This is a genomic window from Bacillus sp. SIMBA_074 (genome assembly GCF_046534555.1).
In the GTDB taxonomy this organism is placed as follows: domain Bacteria; phylum Bacillota; class Bacilli; order Bacillales; family Bacillaceae_G; genus Bacillus_A; species Bacillus_A mycoides.
The window spans coordinates 1-25676 of record NZ_JAWRYM010000019.1 but is presented as its reverse complement, the minus strand read 5'-3'; the positions used below and the strand labels follow the sequence as shown (position 1 = coordinate 25676).

Annotated in this window: 27 protein-coding genes and 1 pseudogene; 21 read left to right on the top strand and 7 right to left on the bottom strand. The window is 34.2% G+C overall.

Going from position 1 to position 25676, the window contains the following annotated elements:
- The first annotated feature begins 119 nt into the window (after nucleotides 1–119).
- The gene (locus tag SB773_RS19290) at nucleotides 120–944 is read left to right on the top strand and encodes a DUF2785 domain-containing protein (protein WP_131245592.1); all 825 of its coding nucleotides are present in this window, start codon (nucleotides 120–122) and stop codon (nucleotides 942–944) included.
- 129 nt (nucleotides 945–1073) lie between these two features.
- Entirely contained in the window at nucleotides 1074–1388 is a 315-nt protein-coding gene (locus SB773_RS19285; RefSeq protein ID WP_410591479.1) for a DUF3892 domain-containing protein, read from the top strand.
- Between the two features lie 86 nt (nucleotides 1389–1474).
- Here SB773_RS19285 and SB773_RS19280 read toward each other — a convergent pair whose 3' ends face one another.
- Both SB773_RS19280 and pdxR read right to left on the bottom strand, forming a co-directional pair.
- Nucleotides 1475–1915 carry a YaiI/YqxD family protein gene (locus SB773_RS19280; RefSeq protein WP_410591477.1) on the bottom strand — a complete coding sequence of 147 codons (441 nt, stop codon included), beginning with the start codon at nucleotides 1913–1915 and terminating at the stop codon, nucleotides 1475–1477.
- Nucleotides 1916–2148: 233 nt separating this feature from the next.
- Complete coding sequence (pdxR, locus tag SB773_RS19275) at nucleotides 2149–3591, bottom strand: MocR-like pyridoxine biosynthesis transcription factor PdxR (protein WP_410591475.1); 1443 nt, start codon at nucleotides 3589–3591, stop codon at nucleotides 2149–2151.
- A gap of 124 nt (nucleotides 3592–3715) precedes the next feature.
- Between pdxR and SB773_RS19270 the strand changes: the two genes are divergently transcribed.
- Entirely contained in the window at nucleotides 3716–4627 is a 912-nt protein-coding gene (locus SB773_RS19270; RefSeq protein ID WP_410591473.1) for a DMT family transporter, read from the top strand.
- 33 nt (nucleotides 4628–4660) lie between these two features.
- On the opposite strand, the gene SB773_RS19265 is transcribed toward SB773_RS19270, so the two are convergent.
- A complete protein-coding gene (locus SB773_RS19265; protein WP_410591471.1) occupies nucleotides 4661–5113 on the bottom strand; it encodes an NUDIX hydrolase in 453 nt (150 codons plus the stop codon).
- A gap of 96 nt (nucleotides 5114–5209) precedes the next feature.
- Here SB773_RS19265 and SB773_RS19260 point away from each other — a divergent pair, with 96 nt between their 5' ends.
- The 4 genes from SB773_RS19260 to SB773_RS19245 are packed head-to-tail and all read left to right on the top strand — an operon-like array spanning nucleotide 5210 to nucleotide 8017.
- On the top strand, nucleotides 5210–5611 hold the full coding sequence (locus SB773_RS19260) for a DUF3980 domain-containing protein (protein ID WP_131245599.1): 402 nt from the start codon (nucleotides 5210–5212) through the stop codon (nucleotides 5609–5611).
- A gap of 17 nt (nucleotides 5612–5628) precedes the next feature.
- Nucleotides 5629–6099 carry a GNAT family N-acetyltransferase gene (locus tag SB773_RS19255; protein ID WP_131245600.1) on the top strand — a complete coding sequence of 157 codons (471 nt, stop codon included), beginning with the start codon at nucleotides 5629–5631 and terminating at the stop codon, nucleotides 6097–6099.
- 47 nt (nucleotides 6100–6146) lie between these two features.
- Nucleotides 6147–7037 (top strand): AraC family transcriptional regulator, encoded by an 891-nt coding sequence (locus tag SB773_RS19250; protein ID WP_215576432.1) that lies wholly within the window; start codon nucleotides 6147–6149, stop codon nucleotides 7035–7037.
- A 23-nt stretch (nucleotides 7038–7060) separates the two neighbouring features.
- The gene (locus tag SB773_RS19245; protein WP_131245602.1) at nucleotides 7061–8017 is read left to right on the top strand and encodes a serine hydrolase domain-containing protein; all 957 of its coding nucleotides are present in this window, start codon (nucleotides 7061–7063) and stop codon (nucleotides 8015–8017) included.
- A gap of 180 nt (nucleotides 8018–8197) precedes the next feature.
- Here the strand turns inward: SB773_RS19245 and SB773_RS19240 are convergent, their stop codons facing one another.
- Nucleotides 8198–8953 carry a CPBP family intramembrane glutamic endopeptidase gene (locus SB773_RS19240; RefSeq protein WP_131245603.1) on the bottom strand — a complete coding sequence of 252 codons (756 nt, stop codon included), beginning with the start codon at nucleotides 8951–8953 and terminating at the stop codon, nucleotides 8198–8200.
- Between the two features lie 173 nt (nucleotides 8954–9126).
- Here SB773_RS19240 and SB773_RS19235 point away from each other — a divergent pair, with 173 nt between their 5' ends.
- The gene (locus SB773_RS19235) at nucleotides 9127–9426 is read left to right on the top strand and encodes a hypothetical protein (protein WP_000361375.1); all 300 of its coding nucleotides are present in this window, start codon (nucleotides 9127–9129) and stop codon (nucleotides 9424–9426) included.
- 230 nt (nucleotides 9427–9656) lie between these two features.
- On the opposite strand, the gene SB773_RS19230 is transcribed toward SB773_RS19235, so the two are convergent.
- Nucleotides 9657–9890 carry a hypothetical protein gene (locus SB773_RS19230; protein WP_131245605.1) on the bottom strand — a complete coding sequence of 78 codons (234 nt, stop codon included), beginning with the start codon at nucleotides 9888–9890 and terminating at the stop codon, nucleotides 9657–9659.
- 352 nt (nucleotides 9891–10242) lie between these two features.
- On the opposite strand from SB773_RS19230, the pseudogene SB773_RS19225 reads away from it, so the two are divergent.
- Nucleotides 10243–10494: pseudogene (locus tag SB773_RS19225) on the top strand (ABC transporter permease); the annotation flags it as partial.
- A 311-nt stretch (nucleotides 10495–10805) separates the two neighbouring features.
- On the opposite strand, the gene SB773_RS19220 reads toward SB773_RS19225, so the two are convergent.
- The gene (locus tag SB773_RS19220) at nucleotides 10806–11369 is read right to left on the bottom strand and encodes a TetR/AcrR family transcriptional regulator (protein ID WP_407707437.1); all 564 of its coding nucleotides are present in this window, start codon (nucleotides 11367–11369) and stop codon (nucleotides 10806–10808) included.
- A gap of 149 nt (nucleotides 11370–11518) precedes the next feature.
- Here SB773_RS19220 and SB773_RS19215 point away from each other — a divergent pair, with 149 nt between their 5' ends.
- Together SB773_RS19215 and SB773_RS19210 are read left to right on the top strand one after the other, a co-directional pair.
- Entirely contained in the window at nucleotides 11519–12277 is a 759-nt protein-coding gene (locus tag SB773_RS19215; protein ID WP_410591465.1) for an SDR family oxidoreductase, read from the top strand.
- 337 nt (nucleotides 12278–12614) lie between these two features.
- A complete protein-coding gene (locus tag SB773_RS19210; protein ID WP_410591463.1) occupies nucleotides 12615–13652 on the top strand; it encodes an SDR family oxidoreductase in 1038 nt (345 codons plus the stop codon).
- Nucleotides 13653–13711: 59 nt separating this feature from the next.
- Here SB773_RS19210 and SB773_RS19205 read toward each other — a convergent pair whose 3' ends face one another.
- Entirely contained in the window at nucleotides 13712–14503 is a 792-nt protein-coding gene (locus SB773_RS19205) for a DUF4240 domain-containing protein (RefSeq protein ID WP_410591461.1), read from the bottom strand.
- A gap of 201 nt (nucleotides 14504–14704) precedes the next feature.
- Between SB773_RS19205 and SB773_RS19200 the strand changes: the two genes are divergently transcribed.
- From SB773_RS19200 to SB773_RS19155, 10 genes are all read left to right on the top strand, one after another.
- Nucleotides 14705–15172: an NUDIX hydrolase gene (locus tag SB773_RS19200; RefSeq protein WP_060750394.1), complete on the top strand. Its 468-nt coding sequence runs from the start codon at nucleotides 14705–14707 to the stop codon at nucleotides 15170–15172.
- A 21-nt stretch (nucleotides 15173–15193) separates the two neighbouring features.
- Entirely contained in the window at nucleotides 15194–15844 is a 651-nt protein-coding gene (locus tag SB773_RS19195; protein ID WP_410591458.1) for an alpha/beta hydrolase, read from the top strand.
- A 279-nt stretch (nucleotides 15845–16123) separates the two neighbouring features.
- Complete coding sequence (locus SB773_RS19190; RefSeq protein ID WP_044438168.1) at nucleotides 16124–17482, top strand: MFS transporter; 1359 nt, start codon at nucleotides 16124–16126, stop codon at nucleotides 17480–17482.
- Nucleotides 17483–17611: 129 nt separating this feature from the next.
- On the top strand, nucleotides 17612–19816 hold the full coding sequence (locus tag SB773_RS19185) for a helix-turn-helix domain-containing protein (protein ID WP_410591456.1): 2205 nt from the start codon (nucleotides 17612–17614) through the stop codon (nucleotides 19814–19816).
- A 174-nt stretch (nucleotides 19817–19990) separates the two neighbouring features.
- Entirely contained in the window at nucleotides 19991–20812 is an 822-nt protein-coding gene (locus SB773_RS19180; protein WP_131245612.1) for a MerR family transcriptional regulator, read from the top strand.
- 422 nt (nucleotides 20813–21234) lie between these two features.
- Complete coding sequence (locus tag SB773_RS19175) at nucleotides 21235–21537, top strand: PTS sugar transporter subunit IIB (protein WP_215576423.1); 303 nt, start codon at nucleotides 21235–21237, stop codon at nucleotides 21535–21537.
- 39 nt (nucleotides 21538–21576) lie between these two features.
- Nucleotides 21577–22869: a prolyl oligopeptidase family serine peptidase gene (locus SB773_RS19170; RefSeq protein WP_410591453.1), complete on the top strand. Its 1293-nt coding sequence runs from the start codon at nucleotides 21577–21579 to the stop codon at nucleotides 22867–22869.
- Nucleotides 22870–22952: 83 nt separating this feature from the next.
- Nucleotides 22953–23735, top strand: a complete 783-nt coding sequence (locus tag SB773_RS19165; RefSeq protein WP_410591451.1) for a histidine phosphatase family protein — start codon at nucleotides 22953–22955, stop codon at nucleotides 23733–23735.
- 72 nt (nucleotides 23736–23807) lie between these two features.
- On the top strand, nucleotides 23808–25070 hold the full coding sequence (locus tag SB773_RS19160) for a PTS sugar transporter subunit IIC (RefSeq protein WP_410591572.1): 1263 nt from the start codon (nucleotides 23808–23810) through the stop codon (nucleotides 25068–25070).
- A gap of 113 nt (nucleotides 25071–25183) precedes the next feature.
- Nucleotides 25184–25504 carry a PTS sugar transporter subunit IIA gene (locus tag SB773_RS19155; RefSeq protein WP_060750403.1) on the top strand — a complete coding sequence of 107 codons (321 nt, stop codon included), beginning with the start codon at nucleotides 25184–25186 and terminating at the stop codon, nucleotides 25502–25504.
- Nucleotides 25505–25676 lie beyond the last annotated feature (172 nt).

The window sequence follows — 25676 nt, the reverse complement described above, 5'->3', positions numbered from 1 at the left end:
AAGTTCATAGAAAGATAGGGACTAAAACTATATTAAAAGTCGACTTAATTTTATGAGGGAAATTACAGGGGATAAGGCGAAAATAAGTTGAAAAACGTAAAAAGGGGACAGGAAATATAATGACAGAAGTACTAGAACTAAAAGAAGAATTACAACAAATTCAAAATAATAATTATGCTGTGCCAGAAGACGTAGACGCATATCCATACGCACAGTGGATGTTAGATTATATCGGATCACCTGATGCTGAATTACGTGATGATTTGATTTATAGTACGCTTCACAAATGGATTACAAATGATGTATTTAGACAAAAAGAATTACGAGGATTAATGTTACAAGCAATTAGTCCTGATTATTTATTTTATAAAATTGGTGAAAAGGGCACAGATTCTGTTTTTAAACGTGCGTTCTCTGTTTTAATTCCACCACTTATTTTATCTGTTCATGAAAGAGAACCATTGTTATCTGAAGAACAACTGTACAGTGTAGCAGAACAAGTGCTGGAATATGTCTATTTAGAAGAAGATGTAAGAGGTTACGTAGAAGGAAAAGGTTGGGCACACTCAACTGCACATGCGGCAGATGCACTAGATGCTTTAGCACGTACAATACAAAATCGTGAGTTTTCATATGCAATACTAGCTGCTGTTCGTCAAAAAGTTCGTATGAATGACTACGTATACATACACTTTGAGGATGAGAGATTAGTAACGCCAATTATGTCGTTACGTAATCAAAACCTTTTAACTGAAGAAGAGTGGAGCAACTGGCTACATAGTATAGCAATTGTTGAAGACATCCGACATCCTCAGCATGCTATTTTAGTACAAAATATTAGGTCTTTCTTAAGAAGTTTATATTTTACAGCTTTAGAGAATGAGGGTGCTACTGCCTTTACAGATGATATATTGGAGACTTTGAAGGATTTGCGTAGGTATTAAAAAAAAGCATTTAAATTAGAATATATGATTCAAAACTTATAATAAATAAAAATACATTTTGTTAAGAGAAAGGTACATAAAACCAACACCTCACAACCATACTAATAAAATGTGTTGGAGGTGAAATTTATGGACAAAAAAGACTTTGAAAAAGTTTATAATGATTACTTACATCAAGGAGAAGAGCAAGCTCAATTTGAAGTAGACAATGAAGTCAATTCAGGAGCAGAACAAATTGTTGCAGTTCGTAAAAATGATGAAGGTGATTTAATTGCTTTTAAGACAAGTAGTGGTAGAGAGTTAGATTATATTACTGCTCTTAATGAAGCGAAATCAGGGAAGTTAGCTCATGTGGACGTATTTCATAAGTATGGTAGGGATATTATACGTAGTGAACCAGATGGTATAAAAGAGAATAACTTAGATAATTTACCTTCTTTTTAAACGGGTAAACCTCAAGAAGAGAATGTTCATTTGGATATTCTCTTCTTTTCTTTGAAAAGTTTTCCCTACAAATAGAAGATTCATTTCTAAAGTGAAATTATACTTTTAAAGAGCTCTCTAAATTTCTCTTTATCTTCTGCTGTAAATGGTTTTGGCCCTTTTGTACGCTTGCCGCTTTTTCGAACCATTGCACTTAAATAACGTGTTTGTAACAGTTGGTCAATGTTTTCATTCGTATACTTATAGCCTTTATGGTGTAGAACGATACAGCCTTTTGCTAAAGCAAGCGAAGCAAGACCGTAATCTTGCGTTACGATTAAATCTTCTTTTTTTGCTAACTGCATAATCCGGTAATCCGCAGCATCTGCTCCAGAATCAACATAAATTGTTTCCACACCTGCTGGCTGTTCTGCATTAGAATAATGAGAAAAGCTAGTAACGAGGGTAACAGGAATTTCTGCATTCGTAGCTTCAAAAATAATCACATCTTTTACAGGACAAGCATCTGCATCTACGTAAATTTTCATTTTTATCACTCCTATAAAGTGAAACTTTAATCAGTGGGGGGTTGTTCATCCCCCACTGATTATTAGTTGAACCAATCGGGCGTTTACGGGCAGTTAATCTCCCACCTAACTTCTTTGTTCCAGCTGAATTTTGAGGTGTGAGTTTTACTGCCCACAAATAGCGGGATAAATAGGTTCGTGTTGATAATAATGGTAGATTTTGCTTTTGTCAAACGAAATCTCTTTACTTAATGTTATTTTTCACAAACTAAAATAGCTTCACGCAAACGAGAAATACCTTCTTCAATTTGATCAATATTTACTTTTCCATAAGACAAACGAATGTAACCATCTTTTGCACCGAAAATACTGCCCGGCATAAAGGCGATTTCTTGTTTTAAACTTTGCATAATAAGTTGTTTTTCGTTTATCGGTTCGTTTAATTTTCCCCATATGTATATACCACCGGTCGGATTGGAAAAAGAGATTTTATCATGCAGTTGCTCGTTTAGAGCGCGGACGATAATATCTCTTTTTTCTGCTAGTTGTTTTCGTAACGGTACGATATGTGACTGGAATGGTACAGTTTCGAAAAATTGCTGCATAAGCCACTGGGGGAATATACTCATTCCTAATTCCATTTGGTGACGTGCGTCAGATAATCGCTCTACTACTGACTGCGGAGCGACAAGCCATCCAACTCGTAAACCTGGTGCAATCATTTTTGATAAGGAATGTACATAAATGACAGTTCCATTTCCATCAATTGATTTCAAAGTAGGGCAAGGTTGTTTATTTTCTAACGTAAGTAAACTAGATGGATCATCTTCAACGATCGCAATTCGTAAGTCTGCACAAAGTGATAAAAGTTTTTTTCTACGGTTTGGATGCAGCATCGTTCCCGTAGGGTTTTGGAAATTTGGATTTAAAAAGATCATTTTAATACGATGCTTTCTATATAATTCTTGCACATCGTCTGGATTAATACCCTGATCATCGACAGGTAATGGGAAAATACGAATACCTGCTGATTGGAATAGCGGTAAGGAATAACAGTGCGATGGACTTTCGAAAGCGACCGCATCACCTGGGTTTAATAAACATTGTACGATAAGGTGAAGTGCTTGTTGGGCGCCGGATGTAATCATAATCGATTGTTCGGTCGCTTCAACTTTTAAATATTCCTTCATATATTTTACTACCGCTTGTCTTAGCGGGAGATAGCCCTGAGGGTGATCGTAACTTAATGACTGCGTTAACGGTTGTTCTCGTAAAATTGTTTGTAGTTGATCGTGGGGATAGAGGTTACAACCGAGCTCTCCGTTTGCGAAATCTATAATGTTCTCATTTTGCTGTACTTCTGCCCGAATATGGCGAAGTAATGGTAAGTTTGGTAAAAAAGTACCACCTTCTACGAAACCTCTCCAGTTCGGCGTTAATGTTGGAGAAACACCCCACATATGTGTACTCACACGTGTACCTTTACCGGTCGTACTTTCTACAATTCCCATAGCACGTAGTTCATTATAAGCAGTCGTTACCGTACTTCGGTTTACATTTAACTGCGTAGCTAATTTCCGTTCTGAAGGGAGGAAGCTACCTGGGGGAAGCTCTCCGTATGTAATACGTCTTTCAATAAAGTCAACAACTTGCTGATAAATTGGGATTTTACTGTCGTTATCTAGCTTCCATTCCATACAAACGCCTCCGCATCTCTTAACTACATCAAGTATAACAAATTGGCTGGGTAAAAAAACAGCCAATTGGACGGTGTTATATCCAGCCAATTTTACTATGCTAAATAGGGAAGGGGAGATTCGGATGAAACGATGGCAAATGGAATGGCTCCTAGTATCAGTAGCATTAGTATGGGGAGCAAATTATACAATTGGAAAGTATGGCGTGGCATTTATGTCATCCATTCAATTTAATAGTTTACGATTTTTAGTAGCATCTCCGGTATTATTACTTATTACATTTTTAATGGAACGCTCACTTCGCATTGAAAGAAAAGATTGGTTACGATTACTAGCAGTCGGTATCGTTGGAACGACAATGTATCAAACGATGTTTATGCTATCTGTAAAATATACTTCCGCAACGAACGCCTCATTATTAATTGCGATGTCACCTATTTTTACAGGGATATTAGCAGTATTGCACAAACAAGAACGTTTTTCGATGAAAGTACAAATTGGTTCAATAATAGCGTTTATTGGTGCAGCATTCGTTTTATTAACAGGGCATACGGGAGGAGCTACATACGAGTATGCGTGGCTCGGAAATGTAATTGGATTAGTCGCAGCAATTGCGTGGGGATGGTATCCCATTTTAGCGCAACCACTTATCACAAAATATTCCGCAATGAGAGTCACATCATGGTCTACTTTAATTGGAATTGTACCTCTCGTTACATACTGTTTATTCAACGTAAATACATTAACGTGGCCAGTAGATACGCCAAGCTGGGGATCACTAGCATATTCAATCGTCTTTGCGACAATCTTCGGACTTGCAATGTGGTATGTCGGTATTAGTAAAATTGGCTCAACGAAAGTAATGGTTTATATGTATCTAGTACCATTGTTCGCAGTTATCTTTGCAGCTGTAACAATTGGAGAGCAAATCAATATGATGCAGCTAGTTGGCGGGTTTATAATCTTCATCGGTTTATATGTTGTAAAAAAAGGCGGAATCAAAAAGCCAGCTCTCAATTTGAAAAAAGTAAGCTAACAGTAAAAATGATCTCTTTCATATAGAAGGAGATCATTTTTTGTTTCGTAATAAAAGCGCTTGTTCAACGGCCCATTTTTGATGATCATGAATTAGAAGCTCTATAGCAAGTAATGGAGGCATCCACTGTAAAACATGATCTTCTTCAGATGTTTCAGTTTGCTTGTTTACCATGCTCGTAATGTAAAAGAACCCATCATTTAAATAATGTGTATCTTCTTTTTCCGCATAAAAATATCGTGCTGCATTACCGATATATTGATCAATTTCAATTGCCCAATCTAACTCCTCTAGTAATTCACGATGTAAACATTCTTCTTTTGTTTCTTTACTTTCCATACCGCCACCAGGTAAAAAGAAGCGTTCTCCTTTTTGGATAATGGCTATGTTTGAAGCAGATGAATTAAAAATAACCGCATAGCAACTAGGCCTTAATACATAATGAACAGTAGGTTTTTTAGAGCCAAATGTGAGTTTCGAAATCATAAAACACGACCTTTCTCTATAAAATACATAAAAGGGATATTAAGGTAAATGTAGAATTATATAAGTATAGTCTTATTAGATTGGAGTGATAAAAACATGATAAATCGGAAGTGTTCGCGATGTAAAGAAATAACAGGTACATTGCATGGTGGTAAAAAAATTAAGGAAGAATTTTTATGCGAAGACTGCTTGCAAAAAGGAATTGCAAGTGGGGAAATCGAATTATCACAAGTGGAGAAAGAAGAAACATCGTATCTTTCTATAAAAATATTAAAAATAATGAGTGTTATTTATTTAATCGTATCTATTATAACTGCTTTTTCTGCTGGAGCACTTATACAGGATCCAGGGCTTGGTGGAATATCATTTTCAATAACAGGTGCAGTTGGTGTTATGGTAATTGGATCGATATTCCAGTCTGTTCTTGTATTTTCAGGTATTTGGGTATTCATTCTTTTAGTCGAAACAGTTATTAAAATATATGAAAAAATGAAGTGAGTGAAAGGGAGAAATACATGCGAGTAAGAAACATTCAAGGGGAAGATTATGTAAAGATTCATTCCGTATTAAATGATTGGTGGGGCGGGAGAGATATGGCTCATATGTTGCCAAAGTTGTTCTTCGTCCACTTTCAAGAAACGAGTTTTATCATTGAAGAAGAGGGAGAAACGTTAGGTTTCTTATGCGGATTTTTTTCACAAACACATAAAGATGAAGCGTACGTTCATTTTATTGGTGTAAATCCGAAATATAGAAGAAGCGGAATCGCATCGACACTGTATTCTTATTTCTTTGATGTCGCTCGTGCAAACAACCGTAAAGTTGTAAAAGCAATCACGTCACCGGTGAATAAAAACTCGATACTATTTCATCAAGAAATTGGTTTTCGAATTGAGGCTGGGGATGATGAAATGGAAGGTGTATCCGTACATACAAATTATGACGGGAACGGTGGGAGTAGAGTTTTATTTTTAAAAAATATGTAAAGTAGGCTGACGTAAAGTTAGCCTATTTGTTGTGAGGAGTGATAAATATGGAGAGTTCTCAAAGTAGAAATGAATATTTACGACGTATTTATAAAGTGCAAGATTATATAGAATCACATATAAATGATTCACTTTCAATTGAAGAATTAGCGGATGTAGCAGGATTTTCGAAGTATCATTTTCATAGAATTTTTAAAGGAATAGTAGATGAGCCGTTATCTCGGTATGTAAATCGCTTGAAACTAGAAAGGGCAACACATTTACTTACATACCGGCCAGATATGACGATTACAGACATTTCGTATCACTTCGGGTTCACAGATTCAGCAGTTTTCTCCCGAACATTTAAAAGTTATTACGGAGTAAGTCCATCTCAATATCGAAGCCACAATAGCAAGAATTGCAAAGACGTAAGTGAACCTTCTCAATACAATGAATGTAAGAAGGTTCGAGGAAATGTTGAGATTGTAACAGCGGAGACCGTAAACGTCGTATACATAAGACATGTAGGTACATATAAAGAGTTAGCTATAGATTTTCCAAAAATGATAGAAAAATTATTTCATTACGCATCGGAGCAGAACTACCATGTATTCGAGGATACGAAAGTATTAACAATTTACCACGATCATCATGAGTTTACAGAAGACTATCAGTTAAGAACAAGTCTATGTATAACAATTCCGAATGAGTCCGCAGTAGAAACGAGCGACATTGGAATAATGGTAATACCTTCAGGCAAGTATGCGGTAGGTCATTTTGAAATATTCCAAGATGAATACAAGGGTGCATGGGATTTTTTATACTGTGAATGGCTACCAAATAGCGGGTATAAACCGAGAGATTCGTATCCTTTTGAAGTGTATAAAAATGATCCAAGGCAGCACCAAGAACAGAAACATATAGTTGATATATATGTACCAATCGAACCTTTTTAATCATTGATTAAGGGGGAAGAACAATGAAAACTGCTGAAAAGTTAGATTGCATTATAAAAGAAGAATACAAAAATATTAATGGTATGTTAGTAATGCAGAAAGATAATGTTATTTTTGAAAAATATTATAATGGTTACGGTTTAGATGATGCATTTCATATAGCGTCTGTCACAAAAACGATTATCTCTGCGCTAATTGGTATATGTGTAGATAAAGGCTATATAAAAAGCGTTGATCAAAACGTAATAGAGTTTTTCCCAGAATATAATTCTAATTCATCTGAAATAACAGTACGGCATTTTCTTACAATGACAGCTTCATATCCTTATGCGGACTGGCAGGAACCGTTAGAAGAACTATGTACACAAATGGACTGGGTGAAGTATACGTTAAATAGGGCAGGAAAAGGCGGAGAAATTGGATCTTTTAAATATTCATCCGCAGGTGCACATGTATTATCAGCAATCATTACGAGTGTAACAGGAAAAAGTGCCCGTGAATTTGCGAATGAATACTTATTTCAGCCTATCGGTATGAGAGAAATTCCAAACTACAATATGAAAGCATTTGGATTCGATGATTTATTCGGAAAGGATGTAAAAGGATGGGTTCACGATCCAAACGGTATTTCAACGGGCGGCTGGGGACTTACGTTAACAGCTAGAGATATGGCTCAGTTTGGACATTTGTATTTGAATGAAGGTATTTATGGTGGAAAGCAAATCCTTTCAAAGTCATGGGTACAAGAATCAATAGCAATGAATCCAAATCGATATGGATACTTATGGTGGTTACGAGAAGAAGATGGAATCTTTTCATACTGTGCAATGGGCGATGGTGGGAATGTGATTTGCTGTATTCCGGAGAAGGAATTGGTGGTGGTGATTGCTTCAGAGATTATACCGGAAGCGCAGGATAGATGGAGATTAATCAAAGAGTGTATATTTCCTTATTTAAAAGTTTTACAAAAGTTACAATAGGAGAAATAGTTATACTTGCTATGTTCTACATAATTGAAATAAGTGCTGTGAGAACGGAGTCGTTCAATTAAAATTAGAAAACTTCAACACCTATACGATTATTGAATAATTGAAAGGTGTTGAAGTACTTAATGAGCTAATTAAGGTACATTAAACTGAAACAATTTTTTAAATTGTTAACTATTTTTTAACTTTTCGATGTATAAGATACATAATGCAGAGCGCAATTGCTAAAAAGATAAATTTAATTAACTCCATTAGGCTGGCATCCCACTTGTTTTGCAATCCATCTATTAAAAAAAATACATTAAACATACCATGTAAAATTGCGGGTGGTAGTACAGAACGACCGTACTCTCTCGTGTACGTCAAAATTATAGATAATATAAATAATAATGATAGATAACTTAATATTCCTACAAACCATAGCTCATAGTTCTTATAAAAGAGTGCTACTGGTAAATGCCATAAAGACCAAAGTGAAGCTGTAATTATTGCGGTTTGTATTAATGAATATTTTTTTCGTAAATAGTAATGAAGATTCCCGCGCCAAATGATTTCCTCTAAAAATGCAGACAAAGCTGCAATTGTAAGACCAATGAGTAGGAGAAATCCCAATTCATTGCAGTGATTAAATAAGAACTTTATATTATAAATATAAAAATAGAAATGGAGACATAGACCTAGAAGTAGTGGGAATAAAATGGAGAAAATTAGTGATTTTAATGTTGGACGTGAAATGCCAAATGTATGAAAAATTTCTTGTTTCTTATATGCTTTTTGATATAAAATAACGGCTAACAACGGAACAACCATCGTGAAACCCAAATAACTACGACCATTTTCTATGTTTAGCAAAAAGATATAAAAGAACGATGTGAGAGAATAAATGTAAAATGTTGAATGATAAACTATGTTTTTATTAATATTTATCACCTACCTAAGTACATATAATTTGTTAATCAAATATTGGATATTTTAATTATATATGAAATGGAAATAGACAGAATGAATATTTTCATATTATTGATTCTAGTAATAGAGAAGGGGATTAAATTATATCTCTTTTTTTTGCTAGTATAGTAAGAGATAGAAAGAGACTTCACTAGATGGATAAAAGACGTTGTTTGAAAGGTGAGGGTATGATGACAAAGTCTAATGTTGTAGAAATCATTTCAGCTTTAGTAGCTATTATCGGTGTGTATGTACTAATAAATGCACCAGAAATGGGGAGTAAGGCAACAAGTGAATCTGTTGCAGAGCAGGGCGGTCATATGGATACAAGTACGTATTTAGCTTTATTACAAGGATACGGAAATTCTTATACAATTCTAGGCGCGACTTGTTTATTTATGGGGTTGCTCAGTTTAATTTCGATCATTTCAATTCAAGTATATAAAAGTAAATAGAGGTTGAAAAAACAATGCTCCTGTCAATTTGATAGGAGCATTGTTTTAATAAATAAGATTTTTATATATTAACTCTAATATTCGGATACTTAACTTTTTTGGTTCCGTTGGCTCGAAATAGGCAAAGACTTAGCCTTTGATAAACGAGTAGAGAAAATGCTTATTTCAGCGTGTCAGAAGTCAAATTATAGAACAGTTGAAATGTTAAGGTGTGCAAAAAAACAGACCCCTTAAAGAGTATGTTTAAGCGGTTTTACCTTTTTCTTCCCAAGATATGAAATTACCAATGCAATCGGAGCAACAAAAGGTAAAAGAGGAGTCCAACCAATGAAATAAAATATTGGTGCTAAGAAAGCCATCCCACCAAAGAGCATTGTTAATTGGGATTTTTTCTGTAATCCATAAACAATCAATAATAATCCTGCCATCATCAATATCACAAAAGAGATATTAAGCAAATTCATATAATCACCTCCGATTAATCTGTAAAATAATTCTATATATATTATAAAGCAAATCACATGGAAATTTCATTTTATAAAAAACAACAGTGTTTACGAAAACAGCCAATATTAATTAAATGTAAATTATATGTTACTAATGTAAAATTTTTCCGTAACCTGATTTTGCCCCATGTTTTCTATGTATAATAAAAATACTAAATCATTGTGCCCATATAAAGCACTAATAAGAACATCATCTGTTTAATCTCTTCAATTTCACTTTCCTCAATAAATTAGGTAAATTCAGTAGTTTTATAGTAAAGATTTATGTTTAATCAAAGCTATTAAAAAGGTAATAAAATGCGGAGGATATATGAAGTTAATATTAAAAGAAGTAGCAGTGAATAGAAAAATATTCATTATGTTATTTATTGGATTTATATTAACGATATTGCCGATACTTATAGCTATATCAATTCGAGATTATTATGATGAGAAATTTTATGAGCGTAAAAATGGTTATTTTAATCATTATTATTCTATACAGCTTACGAGTATAGGGGAATTAAGTTTTAAAGATTTAGTTATACTTGTTTTGTTCTCTATGATAGAAGTAAGTGTTGTGAGAAAGAAGTCGTTAAATTAAGATTACGGAAGAAAGAATTAGATGTTCTCCAATATCGATTTAAACAATGAAGAAAAAATTGATAAAGTCTTGCCGTGGTCAACAGATTTACCGTCTAGATGCAGAGTGCCGAAGTAAAGTGAATTAAACAAAAAATAACTCCAAAATCAACTTTTATTGTATATTTTGGAGTTACTTTATTTCATATGGAGATAGTTTTCTTATTGAGCTATCCTGCCCAGTTAGTGCCGTAACAGAGTGTAGTTAGTTTCGGTACATCTTTTTAATAAACAATACAACTTTGTTTTAAATTAACCGTCTACTCCCATATTTAAAAATTGAACAAGTTGATCATTTAAATAACTTGTACTATAAGAAAAATCATGTTGATACCACTCAATAATGATGCCAATAATCGCATTCGCTTGGTAGGAACAATAAAGTGAATGGTTCACTCCTTCATTAAGCAAAGCCTCTTTATCTTGAAGTAACAAATGCTTTATTTCCTCAAAAAATAAATAATAGTACATTAAAGGAACCTTTTTGGAAAAAACAATTCTGTAGAATGATTTATATTTTTCGATATGATGAAAAATCCGAATTGTAGAAGGATCTAATTTACTAGTTTTCAATACTGATACATAGCGATAAGGTTCTTGATAAGAACGTGTCAAATCTGCTGTAATTTCTTTAAAATACTCCTCAAATAAATCTTCTACTTGTTTATAATGCAAGTAAAATGTACCACGATTTATTTTTGCCTTTCTGCAAATTTCCGAGATGGAGATGACTTCTAAAGTTTTTTCATTTAATAATTCTAACAATGCGTTATGTAACGCCTCTTTTGTTTTCACAATACGTATATCTGTACGCATTATTTTTTTCACCTCTTATTGAACACATTTCTTACGATGTGTTAATTATTGAACATTTATCGCTTTTTTGCTCATTGTAAGCGTTCTTTTATATTATTATAATTTTTATTGAACAACTGTACAATAAAAGACAAAGGGGGCCGTTTCAGATGAGATTAAAAGGTAAAGTAGCAATTGTCACTGGTGCTGCGTCAGGCATGGGGAAAGCAATTGCAGAAGGTTATGCAAAAGAAGGAGCAAAAGTCGTTGTATCAGACTTAAACTTAGAAGGGGCTCAACATGTAGCACAAGGAATTAAAGCTATAGGTGCAGAGGCCATAGCTGTTCAAACAAACGTTACCTCTGATGAAGATGTTCAACGTCTTTTCGATGAAACAAAACAAGCTTACGGGAAATTAGATATTCTTGTTAATAATGCAGGTATTATGGATGGAATGGAGCCTGTTGGTGAAGTTTCAGACGAACGCTGGGAGAAGGTTTTCTCTGTGAATACAGTATCTGTAATGAAAACAATGCGTATTGCAGTGAATCTATTCTTGGAACAAGGACGCGGTACGATCGTCAATAATATTTCTGCAGGTGGATTATACGGTGCACGTGCTGGTGCTGCTTACACAGCATCTAAACATGCAGTCGTTGGCCTAACAAAAAACACTGCCTTTATGTATGCGAACAACAACATCCGTTGTAACGGTATCGCTCCTGGAGCAGTCATAACAAACATTGCTTCTACAATGACAAATATGAGCGAACTTGGTGCGAGCCGCCAAGCATTAGGTATGGCAATTAATCCACGTGCTGGACAACCAGAAGAAGTTGCACAACTGGCTATCTTCTTAGGCTCAGACGAAGCTAGTCTTGTAAACGGACAAGTGATTTCTGTAGACGGCGGCTGGACTTCATATTAATTTTAATTCACACCTATTAGCTATCAAGCTTAAAAAAATAAGTTCGATGCCTTTGCATCGGGCTTATTCTTTCGTTGTTGAGATTGATTTGTTGATGGGGAAGTTGTGCGGAGTTAAAGAATTAATGAACAGAATGAGAGTTAGCAATTTAGTTAAGATACATATAAAATATAATTACTTTTTAATTTAGAAACCATCTTGATTAATTTTTCAAAATGGTTTCTTTTTTGCCTATAGAATTAAAATTGAAGTAAAACAACAAATCCCCCGTAACTTTTCATAACAAAAAATCGTTAAATATATAGAAGGAATTTTTTATCACGAATGGAGGAGAAACATGAAGATTCTAATACTAGGTGGTACACGCTTTTTAGGAAGAGCTTTCGTAAAAGAGGCGTTGAAAAGAGGGCATGAAGTTACATTATTTAATCGGGGAACGAATAAAGAAATTTTTCCTGAAATAGAGCAGTTAATCGGTGATAGAAATGATGATGTATCAAGTTTAGAAAACCGAAAATGGGATGTTGTAGTTGATACGTGTGGATTTGCTCCACATCACATAAAGAAAATAGGAGAAGTGCTAAAAAATAATATTGAACACTATACATTTATATCAAGTGTTTCTGTATATAAAGATTGGATTCCGCATCATATAAAAGAAGACTATATATTACAACCTGAACCACCGAGTGATAAGGTAAAGGCTGTGGAGAGTGGGGAGGTATCTCCTTATGAAAATTACGGTGCACTTAAAGTATTATGTGAAAAAGAAGCAGAGAGGTATTGGCCAGGGCGTGTTTTACACGTAAGAGCAGGACTTCTTTCGGGAGTTTTTGATTATACAGATAGACTTCCATACTGGATTCAGCGCGTAGCAAAGGGCGGGAATGTGTTAGTGCCAGGAAGAAAAGACCGTCCAGTACAGTTAGCTGATATAAAAGATGTCGCGCACTGGGGATTGAACATGACAGAAAATAATAAAACAGGCAAGTTCAATGTAACAGGTCCAAATTATGAATTGACGATGGAAGAACTATTAAATACGTGCAAGGAAGTTACGAATAGCGATGCTGAATTCGTTTGGGTCGATGAATCATTTATGAATGAGAATAAAGTGCAGCCATGGACAGAGATGCCATTATGGCTTCCAGAAACTTTTTCATTAGAAGGTGAAAAAGATCCATGGAAAGGTGGATTCTCTATTAATATAGAGAGCGCGGTTAAAGAGGGGCTCGCTTTTAGAAGTTTAGAAGATACTGTTACAGACGTTTATGAGTGGATGAGAGAAACGAAAGATAGGGAATTAAAAGCAGGTATTTCAATTGAAAGAGAAAAGGTGCTGTTAGATAAGTGGTATGAAATAAAGAGAGTTTAAATAAGAATTCTATGAAAAAAGGACTCTGTCTATTGGTTAAACAGAGTCCTAATATTCATCTACCACTCAATCGGATCTTCTCCATACACTTCCCATAACTTAGGAAACATATTTTTCAAACCTTCTTCGTCATCTTCATCCCAGTCTAACTCGATATCAACTTCCTCAAATTCTGCATTTGATAAGACATGGTATAGTATAAAGTATGTATCATCTTCATCCCCAGTCTTCTCCACGTATACTTCTTGTCCGAAATATAGCGTAAGTTCTTCTATTTCTGGAACATCATACTCACTCAAATTTTCTAATACAGGAATTAACCGTTCTGGATCTTCAATACATGCTTCGTAAGTCTCTTTTCCTTGATATAATAACCATCCACGGAAATAATCAAAGCTATCATCCGAACAACCACCCATAATAATATAAGCAGCTGCCCATAAACGAGACGTATAGGAATCTTTCAAAATACGGTGCATATGTGTATCAAAAGCTACAATTTCATGTACTGTACGTTTAGCAAGGTGAGAAGTAAGCCATTCTAGTTGTTCTTCTTGATCTTCACCTTTCGTTTTTGCACGAGCGAGTAACTCCCAAAATTCTTCTTCCGTTATCGTTTTTTCCTTTATGTAATCTTCCCCAAGGCACGGGTCTGTATATCCTTTTTTTCGTTTAGAAGCGATTAGTTTGTTAGCTTCTTTTATACATTCTTCTTCTGTTTCAAACTCTTTCGCTTTTACACTACCAGCTGTGCCAATTTTTCCGTAAAACACAACGTAGTCTCTATCTTTCACAATGATTTTCCAAAACTTATTTGATTTCTCATTTTGCTGGATTAATAACGTTTCCATTCGTACCCCCATATTGCTTTTCTAGTGTGCATTGTGATTGTAACATATGTATATATATTTATAATGACAGAAAGTTGAATTTAATTTTTGGAAAGTTCGAAAATCATTGAACGAAATAGAAAAATTTAGTAATCTTATTTGTACAGTATATACATAATAGTTTAGTAATAATTCGATATTTAATATATAGGGGGCATTGGGATGGATCTTACATTTAAAGTAGAGGAAACATGTTTTAATTACCGAGTCGGAGCAATTTGTAAACAGGGTAATAAGATTCTCATTCTTCAAAATGAAGGCGAAGATTATTGGTACGTACCAGGCGGGCGCGTGAAAATGCTAGAAAATAGTGAAGATGCATTAAAACGAGAGCTTGCAGAAGAACTAGCTGTTCCTATTGAAGTGAATAGATTAATATGGTCAGTTGAAAATTTCTTTACACTTTCTGAACGAAAGTTTCATGAAATTAGTTTTTATTATGAAGTAGAGCTACATGAATTACCTGCGAATGGAGCGGATCAATATATTTTGGAAGAAGAAGGTAGAAGGTATATATTTAAGTGGGTGCCGATAGAAAAATTAGATACATATAACTTACAACCAGCATTTATAAAAGAAAAGGTAATGGATATATCAGTTCATACAGAACATATCGTTTTACAAAAGTAAACATGTCCGGAGGGGAAAACGGTGAAGGGGACTAAAAAGGAAATACATATAGACGACAAAGTCATTCGTTACACACATATCGAAAAGGGTTCCAGTGCGGTTTGTTTTATGTTTTCAGGTTCAGGCTACAATTATGACAAGCCGTTATTTTATTATGCAACGATGCTTATGCTTGAAAATAAAATAGATGTAGTTCATATTCATTATTCCTATGATGGACAGTTAATGGAAAAACCAATGGAAGAAGTAACGAAAGTAATGATGGATGATATTAATCCTATTATTAATGAAGTGCTAAGAAATGGACAATACAACGATTCGATGTTTTTAGGAAAATCACTCGGAACAATCCCGATTGCGAATGATTTAATGAAGAGAGAAGAATACTTACAGTCAAAAATGATATTACTTACACCTTTACTGACGTTTGATTCGATTTTTGATTCTATCTTACACAGTCATCACGACGGGCTTTTAGTAATTGGAGACAAAGATCATCAATACAATGCAAGTCAAATGGAGCAATTAGATCAATCGAATCTAAAGATTAAGATTGTCAAAAACGCAAACCATTCTTTAAATGTTGGGGAATTTGAAACAGAGAATTCAATGACAGCTATAGCAAAAATAATAGAAAAACTTGAAGAAACAATAGAAACAATTAAAGTTTGAATGAATAATAATTATCAAAATACATGCAAAAGAGGTGCTTATTACACCTCTTTTTTTATGTTCAAATTTTAATGGCTATGAAGCGAAGCCCGCATTAAATAGGAATATTACATTTCTATTTCCTATAAAAAGCGGATAACAATTTTTAATAGTAGTTATTACAATTTAAATACGGAAAATTCAGAAAAAATACCAGAAACTAAGGAGGAGGTAATTGAAAGCGTTTACTGATATTGAAATACAAGAAAGGGAAAATTCCCATATAAGGAGGCTATTAAGATGAAATCGATTAACCCGATGAATGTGATAGACGAGAGTCGTATTCATTCCATGCATATTTGGTTAATATTTTGGTTGTTTATCGTAATTGCATTTGATGGATATGATGCTGTTATTTATGGAGCAACAGTACCTTCGCTCATTAAAGAGTGGGGAATATCGGATGTTACAGCAGGGGCAATTGGTAGTTATACAGCTATAGGAACGGCAATTGGTGCTGCTTTCTTTGGTTTATTAGCTGATAAAATAGGTCGTAAAAATATCATACTAGTAACTACAATCTTATTTAGTCTATTTACATGTCTAGCTGGTTTTGCGAACGGTCCTGTAATGTTTGCGGTTTTCCGTATTATCGCAGGTATAGGGCTTGGCGGAGTTATGCCGAATGTAATTGCTATAGCAACAGAATTCTCGCCGAAACGAGTTCGAACTGCTATCGTATCTTTTATTTTTTGCGGATATTCAGTTGGAGCAATGGCAGCAGCACTTACAAGTCGTTCCCTTCTTACGACAGCAGGATGGGAGCCTGTTTTTTGGTTAGCAGGAATTCCGTTATTGTTTATCCCGTTTTTAATGAAAAGTATTCCTGAGTCTGTTGGTTTTCTTTTAATGAAAGGGAAAATAGAAGAAGCTAAAAAAGTAATAGCTAAGGTAAATCCACAATTAAGTAAAGATGTGGCAATTGAATTTACAAAACCATCAACTAAAGAAGCTGGTTCTCCGGTTGTTAAGTTATTTGAGGAAAAGCGCGCCGTAAGTACAATTATGTTTTGGATTTCATGTTTCAGTGCTTTCGTACTCATTTACTCTATGAGTACATGGTTACCAAGGCTTATGATGCAGTCAGGGTACGATCTTAAATCAAGTCTCACATTTACGGCTGTCATGCAAATTGGAGCTATTGTTGGAACACTTATATTCGGTCCAATAGTAGATAAAATCGGATTTAAAAAGGTACTTGTCCCATTATTTTTCTGTGGAGCAATTGCGTTATCACTCATCGGATTTGTAAATAATATGTTTTTGGGGTTTTTGTTAATTTCAGTGATTGGGGCTTCTTCTGTCGGACTTCAAAATATGTCAAATGCATTCGTTTCTCAATATTATCCTAGTAATATGCGCTCAACAGCAGTAGGAAGTACAATGGCCTTTGGGCGTCTTGGAGGTGTGGTAGCTCCGACGTTGGTAGGTATTCTTCTTTCCATGCATTTATTGCCTCAATATAATTTTGCGGCAATTGCGACTGCTGCTGTAATCGGTGGTATAGCATTGTTATTTGTTAAGGAAGAACATGGGATTTATTATAAAGAGAAAAAAGAGATTGCTAGTGGAAATAATAATGTAACTACAGCAAAATAGTGAATGATCAATCCCGGGGACACATTTCTTCGGGATTTAAAAATGTTTAGTGAATAATTAGAATATTTACTTTTGTTTTATGTGACGTTTCTTATACAATAGATAAAAAGGTGAAATGGGGGATGGGGCGTGTCTAGTAATAAAAGAGAGAGATTAATGAAAAGAATAGAATATCATTTACGAAATACATCAAGGCAGCTTATTAAAATCGATACGGAAGAAGAGGCGCTTCAGTATTTAACTCATTCTTTTTGCGCAGAATTACATTGTGATTTCGTTGCTGTAATTATTAATGAAGGAGGACAGTTTTTGCCAAAAGCGTGGAGTGGAAATTTAACTTCTTTAGCTTCAGCGTTTCCTCTTCATGCTGATGAATGTTCTTCTAAACTACAATATCAAAGCATAACGGATCAAACGGCAGATGAACCAGAAGTGTGTCTTCTATCTGAAACATTGAAAAGTGCTGGTGCGGAGACTTGGTTTACCGTCCCGTTAAAAGATGATATTCAGCATTTTGGGTTTTGTATTGTCGCCTTTTTAAATCATGTCCCGCTTTTAGATATGGAAATATCATTTGAAGAGTTCGGAAAAGATATAGCAGTGGCAATAGCTGTCGCAAGGCAAAAAGAGTCGCAGTTGAAAAAGATTGAAGGCTTTGGATGGATTAGCAAAAATCTGTCACTAGATGTGCCGTTAGAAAAGCATGTATATGAAGTAACTTCTAAAGCGGGAATGGAAACAAATTCGCATTTTGCATGTGTTTACTTGTATAACGAGACGGAAAATTGTTTTGTCCTACAACCACCATCATATGGAGAAATGAGAAGGCCATACAAAATTATGGTTGAGGATAAATATGTATTAAAAGAACACTTTCCATTTTTTGAAACGATTGGTGGTGAACAGTTTACTGCTCCAATCATTATTGATATGAAACCGATTGGAGTATTACACGTTGAAAAGAAATGTGAAGGGGTTTTTACGGAGGCAGATTCAAAATCACTTGAAATGATTGCAAATCATTTGGCCACTATACTAGATAATGCAAGATTATATAATGGCGAGAAAGAACATAAGCAACGTCTTCATTTTCTATTAGATTATCAGCAAGCTTTATTAAAAGAAACGGTCGATGATAATAATTTTGAAGGTATTACAACAATGCTTGGTAGTCTGTTTCAGGATACAGTATTTATTTTTGATAGATTTATGCAACCAATAGCATTTAATGATGAAAAGGATAGTCGCTTAGCAGAACATTTAGCTGAACTAACGAGAGAAGAACGTAAAAAGCAAAGATTTACTGATACTTTCCAAATTAATGATCCGAATAATAGTGATTATTGTTTTTCGTTTTGGATTATTAATGGGGGCGGTAATTTTTTAGGTTATTTAGCAGTACGAAGATCTAGTGGAGGGATGGATGAATTTGATCAATTAACGGTTGATTTAGCCCGAAATATATGCTCCATCCAGTTTATTAAACAAAAGCTAGTTCTAGATACGAAAGAACAGATGAAAGACAGTTTTATTAGTAAATTATTAACTGAAAAAATTGAGGATCGAGATAATATTTTGCAATATGCTAATTTATATCAATGGAATCTTTTCAAAAAACATCGAGTAGCGGTATTATCAATTTCACTCGATGAGAAAGAATTAAAGAAAGGAAACCTACTCGAACAACAAGCGAAAAAGTCACTTATATGGGACTTGATTAAGACGCGTCTTCCAGAAATCGGGACAGGTATTTTAGCAGTATCCCATAATGATGAACAACTTTTAATTGTTCCTATTGAAAATCAGAAAAAAATCGCTGATACATTTTGGGAATCGATGTTTTATAGCATAAAAAAATGGATTGGCTCATCACCTATAGGCTGTCGTGTTTTATTAGGGATTGGCGGTGTTACAAAACAATTGGAAGACTATTATATTAGTTATCAGCAAGCTATACAGACTTTAAATATTTTAGATAGTCGCTTTCGCAAACAGGGGTTTGCGCTATTTGAAGATCTAGGATCGTATGCCATTTTACATCATTTAAACCATCCAACCGCTGTAGATCTTTTTGTAAAGAAACAAATTGGTCCACTGATTGAATATTCAGAAGGGAAGAATATTGATTTATATAATACATTACATGTGTTCTTACAAAACAATGGAAATGTAAAAAGTGCGGCAGAAGAACTTTTTATTCATAGAAGTTCTCTCTTGTACAGGTTAGAAAAAATTGAATCACTCATTTCAGTTGATTTAAATCATGCGGAAGTGAGATTTAATTTAATGATGGCATTAAAGCTTTATGATATGCATGGGGAAGTAGTAGGATAATAGAAGTTTATATTTCCAGTGATGTTCTATTTTGATAAAAGGAGGTTTCACCTTTATCCGAAATCTCTTTTATCCCACTGATTAAAGTTTCACTTTATTTTTATATAATTGTTTTTCAAAACTTGTTACACTATATAGGTATTTAAAGGAATTATAGAGTTGAAGGTGATATACATGAAGAAATATAAAATAGGAGAAGTAGGAAAGGAATTTGGAGTTTCAATAGATGCTTTAAGGTTTTATGAAAAGAAAGGGTTCCTAAAACCACAAAAAGACAAAGATAATGGTTTTAGATTTTATACATATGAGGATTTCGGAGTATTTTTAGCAATTAGAAGCTTTAGACAAATGGGATTTCATGTCAAGGAAATTGGATCGGTTTTTAACGGTTTAGAATATGATGACATAATGAAAAAATGTAATGATAAAATAGCTGAAAAAAATGAAGCGATAAAACAGTTAGAGTTAGAAACAAAGCAAATAAATGAATTTATGAACTTATTACAAGAATATAAACAAGAAGATAAGCGATGGGTTATAAAACAAGCAGAGACTTATTATTTTCTCAAACATGTTCATTTAAATGAAGGAACGTTATGTGTAAATCCTCTATTAAAAAAATGGTTGAATTTCTTGCCAACAGTTTCTACAGCATTATGTATTCCACTTGAAGAATATAAAATGAAAAATATAGATAATAGTTACTGGGTAATGGCTATCTCTGAATCAAAGATGAAAGAATGTCAATTACCTATGGATGATTCGGTTATTCAAATACCTATGGGACAGTGCTTGAATTATTTATATGAAAAAGACGTAAATGAACCGTTATCATCGTTGATATTAGATGAACCACTCCATATTATGCAGGAACAGGGATACTCTCTTAACGGAGATATTTTATGTCGATACGTTTGTGAAACAAAGAGTCAAGATAAAACAGTTGAACATTATATTATTATGATTCCTATTATGAAATCAAATAATGCAAGGTGACCTCGTAAATGTGAAGTAGAGAATGAAATGAAAAAGTGCATGTAATTGTTAGACGCAGTCTACAATTACATGCACCTTTTTTTTGGAACAAAAGAATTTTCATGGGGTGTCCAGTTAAGTTTATCCCGCTATTTGTGGGCAGTAAAACTCCCACCTCAAAATTCAGGTGGAGCAAAGAAGTTAGGTGGGAGTCGGGCTGTCGGTAAACGCCCAATTAGTATGGGCTAATAATCAGTGGGGAATGAACAAAATCCGGTTGATTAAAGCTTCACTTTATATAAATTATACAAAATAAATGAATTAATTAAATTAAGCTATTGACCCTAGTCTTAGACCATAGTTTATATTGAACCTATAAAGAAAGCGCTTGCAGAAATGAAGAGTATGCAAAGCACTTAAAACAAATATTGGAGGTTTTTAATATGAGAAACATCGTACTTTTATGTAATGCAGGTATGTCTACAAGTATGTTAATGAATAAAATGAGAGGGTTTGCAGAAACGGCAGGTTATAACTGTGAAATTAATGCTTATGCATTAACGGAAGCACAAAATGTTGGCCCAGCAGCTGATGTGATTTTATTAGGACCACAAGTTCGATATGCATTAAATAATGTGAAAAAACAATTGCCAGAAAAGCATATTGAAGTAATTGATATGGCAGCTTACGGCATGTTAGATGGAAAAAAAGTAATTGAACGAGTGAAAACCATTTTAGGTGATTAAAAGTTTCTGCATAGGGAACGATTAACGAGCTTATGAGTTATGTCAGTTATGAAAAGTACATATTTTGAGGGAGGTCATCGTCTGAAAAAGATAAGGAAATTTCCAATTTTATGTATGGTAATAGGGAGTCTAGCAGGTGGTTTGGTACTTTCAGGATGTTCATCAGAAAGCAAAGGTAAGGCTTTAAAAGATTCAGATATAACACTTATAACGAATGTTCTGCCGTATGGGGAAGTAGGAGCTACCATCGTTTGTGACTTTGGAGATACAATAGATAGCTCAAAATTAACAAAAGATAGTTTCAAAGTTGAGGTGGAAGTGAATGGGAAACCTCAAAATAGAAACATAACTAAAGTTTATACAAATAATAAAGCTGAGGTATCAGAAGCTTCAAAAGACGGACAATACGTTGTAATCGAATTAGATGAAAACGATAAACATGCATCTACCTCAACATTTGATGAAGAAAAATTTTTAAGTACAAGAGATAATTTAGATTATAAGTTAACTCTTACGAAAGAAATTAAAACAAAAGAAGGTGCAACTTTTAAAGCATCCGAACAGAAAAATAAAATTTCAAATGTAGTTACTCCTGTTGTAGATGATTTCAAAAAAGGGATATATCAAGATGCTTCTGGAAGCAAAATGCAATATAGACTTTTTGAGCCTAAAAAAGAGCCTAACAAAAAATATCCACTAGTCTTATTTTTACATGGATCAGGTGAACGAGGAAATGACAACTATATGCAAGTCGTAGGAAATGAGGGCGCTGTAGCATGGGCTAATCCAGAACAGCAAAAGAAAAACCCTGCATATGTGTTAGCTCCTCAGGTTGAAGCGGCTGAAACCCTTACAGCATATTGGACCGAGGAACCTAACTATACTACTATGTTTAATTTGCTAAAAGAAACCATCGATAAATATGATATTGATAAAAATCGCATATATGTTGTTGGTATGTCCAATGGTGGAATTGGGACTTGGAATGTTATTAAGAAGAACCCAGATCTTTTCGCAGCTGCTGTTCCGATTTGTGGAATAGGAGATTTGCCGGGAAATAAGCTTGTTAGTGAATATGAACCGATGAAAGATACTTCAGTATTCAAGGATATTAAAGATATGCCAATTTGGGTCTTTCATGCAGAAGATGATCCGCTAGTTGATGTGAGATATAGCAGAGATGCTTTACAAGCTATTAAAGAACTAGGTGGTTCTTTGGTCAAATATACAGAATATCCAACTGGAATCGTTAAACCAATGGGGCACTTTTCTTGGGTACCAGCTTTGCAGGATAAAGAGATGATAAATTGGTTGTTTAATCAGTCAAAATAATTTTTAAATATCTTTATTATAAAAATATCATTCTACTCTTGTGGTGCATGCATATTTTTATAAGCCCATAAGGAGAGTTCATAATGAATAAAAAAATGTTATCGTTCTGCCTAATAGCTTCTTTGACCGTTTCTCTATTTGGGTGTTCACCTAATAAAACAGAACAAGTTAAGGAGAAAAAAGAAGAAAAGCCGGTTGAGTTTTATTTAGTAAGACATGGAAAAACGATGCTAAATACGACTGATAGAGTACAAGGATGGGCAGATGCACCACTCACAAAAGATGGTGTTGCAGTAGCAGAGTACCTTGGGAAAGGGTTGAAAGAAGTTAAGTTTGAAAAGGCATATAGTAGCGATAGTGGACGTGCAATAGAAACAGCGAAAATTGTGCTAGATCAAAGTGGAAATAAAGATATGAATATCAATCAAAGTAAAAATTTGCGGGAAGCATGTTTCGGTGAGTTTGAAGGGGAGTTAAATCATACTTTTCGGGAAAAACTTGCCCAAGATAATAATATGACATATGAAGAATTTATGAACAATTTCGACATCGATATTATGCAAAAAACTGCAGCGAAGATTGATAACAGTAAACAGGCTGAAGATACTGAAACAGTCACAAAGAGAATGAAAAAAGAAGTTGATCAAATTGCAGAAGAAGTAGCAGAAGATGGCGGCGGTAAAGTTCTTGTTGTATCACATGGTATATCTTTAATGGATCTATTATATTCAATATCTCCTGAATCTTTAAATGAGGTTGAAGAAGGGTTAGGAAATGCAAGTGTTTCAAAAGTTGTGTATAAAGACGGGAAATATAAAGTTCAATCTGTAAATGATATGAGCTATGTAGAAAAAGGTAAAAAATAGACTTAATAAAATATGTAAATGTTGGAGGTAATTATGAACCTGTTAGAAGGGACATAAAACGGACTAGAACGAATCATCACACCACTAACAAATTATCTCGGAAATAGTAAAGTAGTAAATGCTATTACATCAGGGATGATGATGACAATTCCTGTTACGATCGGTGTTACATTATTTGCTATTTTAGGTAATCTACCATTTGAAGGGTGGAAAGAATTTTTAATTCAAATTGGTGTATATACGCATATGCAAGACATGATTAGTGCGACATTAAGCTTGTTAGCAGTGTATATGGTTGTCATTATCGCTTATTCCTATGCGAAAGAGGAAGGCATGAATGGAATGACAGCTGCTGTTATAGCGCTAGGTAGTTTCTTATGCTTAATGCCAATGTCAATTAAGGTTGGAGAAGAACAAATTCCAGCTATTTTAAATCAGTATTTAGGTAGTGATGGAATATTTGTTGCCATGTTTGTCGGCGTTTTCACCGCTAAGTTGTACTGTGCATTAAAAAGAAAAAATATTGGAGTAAAATTGCCAGAATCAGTACCTCCTATGGTAGCTGAGGCGATTAATCCTGTGTTTATTTCAATCATCATTTTCACGCTTATCTTCTTTATTAGAGTAATATTTGGCTATACTCCATATGAAAATATTTTCAACTTTGTGAGTCAAGTTATAGCGTTACCTGTAAAAGTAATTGGATCGTCTGTATGGTCAGTTATTGCTATCTTTACTTTTATGAATATATGTTGGTTCTTCGGTTTACATCCAGCACCAATTATAAATGTATGGTATAGTGCGACGGCTCCGTTATTTACAGCTGCAATTACAGCTTTTGCTTCAGGAACACCATTTTCGGAAATTCCTTACTTAGCATTTAGTTTAATGCATTTTGCAGTTGCCATTGGTGGAACAGGAAATACGTTAGGTTTAGCAATAAATCTGTTATTTGCGAAATCGGAGCAATATAAATCACTTGGAAAAATCGGTATCGTCCCAAATATCTTTAATATTAATGAGCCGATTGTATTTGGATTACCGCTTGTTCTGAATCCAATATATTTTATTCCATTAGTAGCATCTTCAATCGTCGGTGGGTTAATCTGTATCGTATTCCTTGGCATTACAGGGATATTATCTAAATTTAACCCGCTCATTGAATTGCCATGGGTAACACCAGCACCATTTGCAGGTTATATTTCTGGTGGTTGGTTACTATTAATCATGACGATATTAATTATTATCTCTCAAATTCTACTATATTATCCGTTCTTTAAAATGGGAGATAAGAAAGCTTATGAGGCAGAACAACAAGCAGCACAACAACAATAATAATCTATTTCTCAAAAACCCGATTATTGTGGGCTAGTAATCAGTGGGGATGAGCTAAACCTCACTGATTGCTTTTTAAATAATAAAAATAAAAAAATGTTAGGAGAATAGTTATGGAACAAAATGAATTAGTAGTATTTCAAATTATATCAGCGGTAGGTAGCGCACGATCTTCATATATTGAAGCAATTCAAGAAGCAAAAACGGGTAACTTTGAAAAAGCAAGAGAATTAATGAATGAAGGTAGTGAAACTTTCATTGAAGGGCATAGAGCGCATGCTGGATTAATTAGTAAAGAAGCAGCTGGTGAAAAAGTAGAAGTAAGCTTATTGTTAGCACATGCAGAAGATCAATTAATGAGTGCAGAAGGATTTAAAATAATAGCGGAAGAGCTTATAAGTGTTTATGAAACATTTTTAGTGAAACAAGCTTAATATAAACAAACTATAACAATACTATTTTTGAAAAGGAAAGGTAAAAATTATGCTCAATAGTTCATTTAAAAAAGACTTTTTATGGGGAGCTTCCACACATCCATCAACTTAACGTATATTTTTATACAAAATGCGGTCTTTCCACGTAGTTTTTTATTATCTTGTATAGATG

Excerpts from the sequence above, each read along its gene's own strand:
- SB773_RS19175 (WP_215576423.1), top strand. The coding sequence starts at position 21,235 with ATGAGAAACATCGTACTTTTATGTAATGCAGGTATGTCTACAAGTATG.
- SB773_RS19220 (WP_407707437.1), bottom strand. The coding sequence starts at position 11,369 with ATGCGTACAGATATACGTATTGTGAAAACAAAAGAGGCGTTACATAAC.
- SB773_RS19235 (WP_000361375.1), top strand. The coding sequence starts at position 9,127 with ATGGATAAAAGACGTTGTTTGAAAGGTGAGGGTATGATGACAAAGTCT.
- SB773_RS19230 (WP_131245605.1), bottom strand. The coding sequence starts at position 9,890 with ATGAATTTGCTTAATATCTCTTTTGTGATATTGATGATGGCAGGATTA.
- SB773_RS19170 (WP_410591453.1), top strand. The coding sequence starts at position 21,577 with ATGTCAGTTATGAAAAGTACATATTTTGAGGGAGGTCATCGTCTGAAA.
- SB773_RS19280 (WP_410591477.1), bottom strand. The coding sequence starts at position 1,915 with ATGAAAATTTACGTAGATGCAGATGCTTGTCCTGTAAAAGATGTGATT.
- SB773_RS19250 (WP_215576432.1), top strand. The coding sequence starts at position 6,147 with ATGGAGAGTTCTCAAAGTAGAAATGAATATTTACGACGTATTTATAAA.
- SB773_RS19260 (WP_131245599.1), top strand. The coding sequence starts at position 5,210 with ATGATAAATCGGAAGTGTTCGCGATGTAAAGAAATAACAGGTACATTG.
- SB773_RS19215 (WP_410591465.1), top strand. The coding sequence starts at position 11,519 with ATGAGATTAAAAGGTAAAGTAGCAATTGTCACTGGTGCTGCGTCAGGC.
- SB773_RS19210 (WP_410591463.1), top strand. The coding sequence starts at position 12,615 with ATGAAGATTCTAATACTAGGTGGTACACGCTTTTTAGGAAGAGCTTTC.
- SB773_RS19265 (WP_410591471.1), bottom strand. The coding sequence starts at position 5,113 with ATGATTTCGAAACTCACATTTGGCTCTAAAAAACCTACTGTTCATTAT.
- SB773_RS19205 (WP_410591461.1), bottom strand. The coding sequence starts at position 14,503 with ATGGAAACGTTATTAATCCAGCAAAATGAGAAATCAAATAAGTTTTGG.
- SB773_RS19190 (WP_044438168.1), top strand. The coding sequence starts at position 16,124 with ATGAAATCGATTAACCCGATGAATGTGATAGACGAGAGTCGTATTCAT.
- SB773_RS19180 (WP_131245612.1), top strand. The coding sequence starts at position 19,991 with ATGAAGAAATATAAAATAGGAGAAGTAGGAAAGGAATTTGGAGTTTCA.
- SB773_RS19255 (WP_131245600.1), top strand. The coding sequence starts at position 5,629 with ATGCGAGTAAGAAACATTCAAGGGGAAGATTATGTAAAGATTCATTCC.
- SB773_RS19165 (WP_410591451.1), top strand. The coding sequence starts at position 22,953 with ATGAATAAAAAAATGTTATCGTTCTGCCTAATAGCTTCTTTGACCGTT.
- SB773_RS19270 (WP_410591473.1), top strand. The coding sequence starts at position 3,716 with ATGAAACGATGGCAAATGGAATGGCTCCTAGTATCAGTAGCATTAGTA.
- SB773_RS19290 (WP_131245592.1), top strand. The coding sequence starts at position 120 with ATGACAGAAGTACTAGAACTAAAAGAAGAATTACAACAAATTCAAAAT.
- pdxR (WP_410591475.1), bottom strand. The coding sequence starts at position 3,591 with ATGGAATGGAAGCTAGATAACGACAGTAAAATCCCAATTTATCAGCAA.
- SB773_RS19285 (WP_410591479.1), top strand. The coding sequence starts at position 1,074 with ATGGACAAAAAAGACTTTGAAAAAGTTTATAATGATTACTTACATCAA.
- SB773_RS19200 (WP_060750394.1), top strand. The coding sequence starts at position 14,705 with ATGGATCTTACATTTAAAGTAGAGGAAACATGTTTTAATTACCGAGTC.
- SB773_RS19245 (WP_131245602.1), top strand. The coding sequence starts at position 7,061 with ATGAAAACTGCTGAAAAGTTAGATTGCATTATAAAAGAAGAATACAAA.
- SB773_RS19155 (WP_060750403.1), top strand. The coding sequence starts at position 25,184 with ATGGAACAAAATGAATTAGTAGTATTTCAAATTATATCAGCGGTAGGT.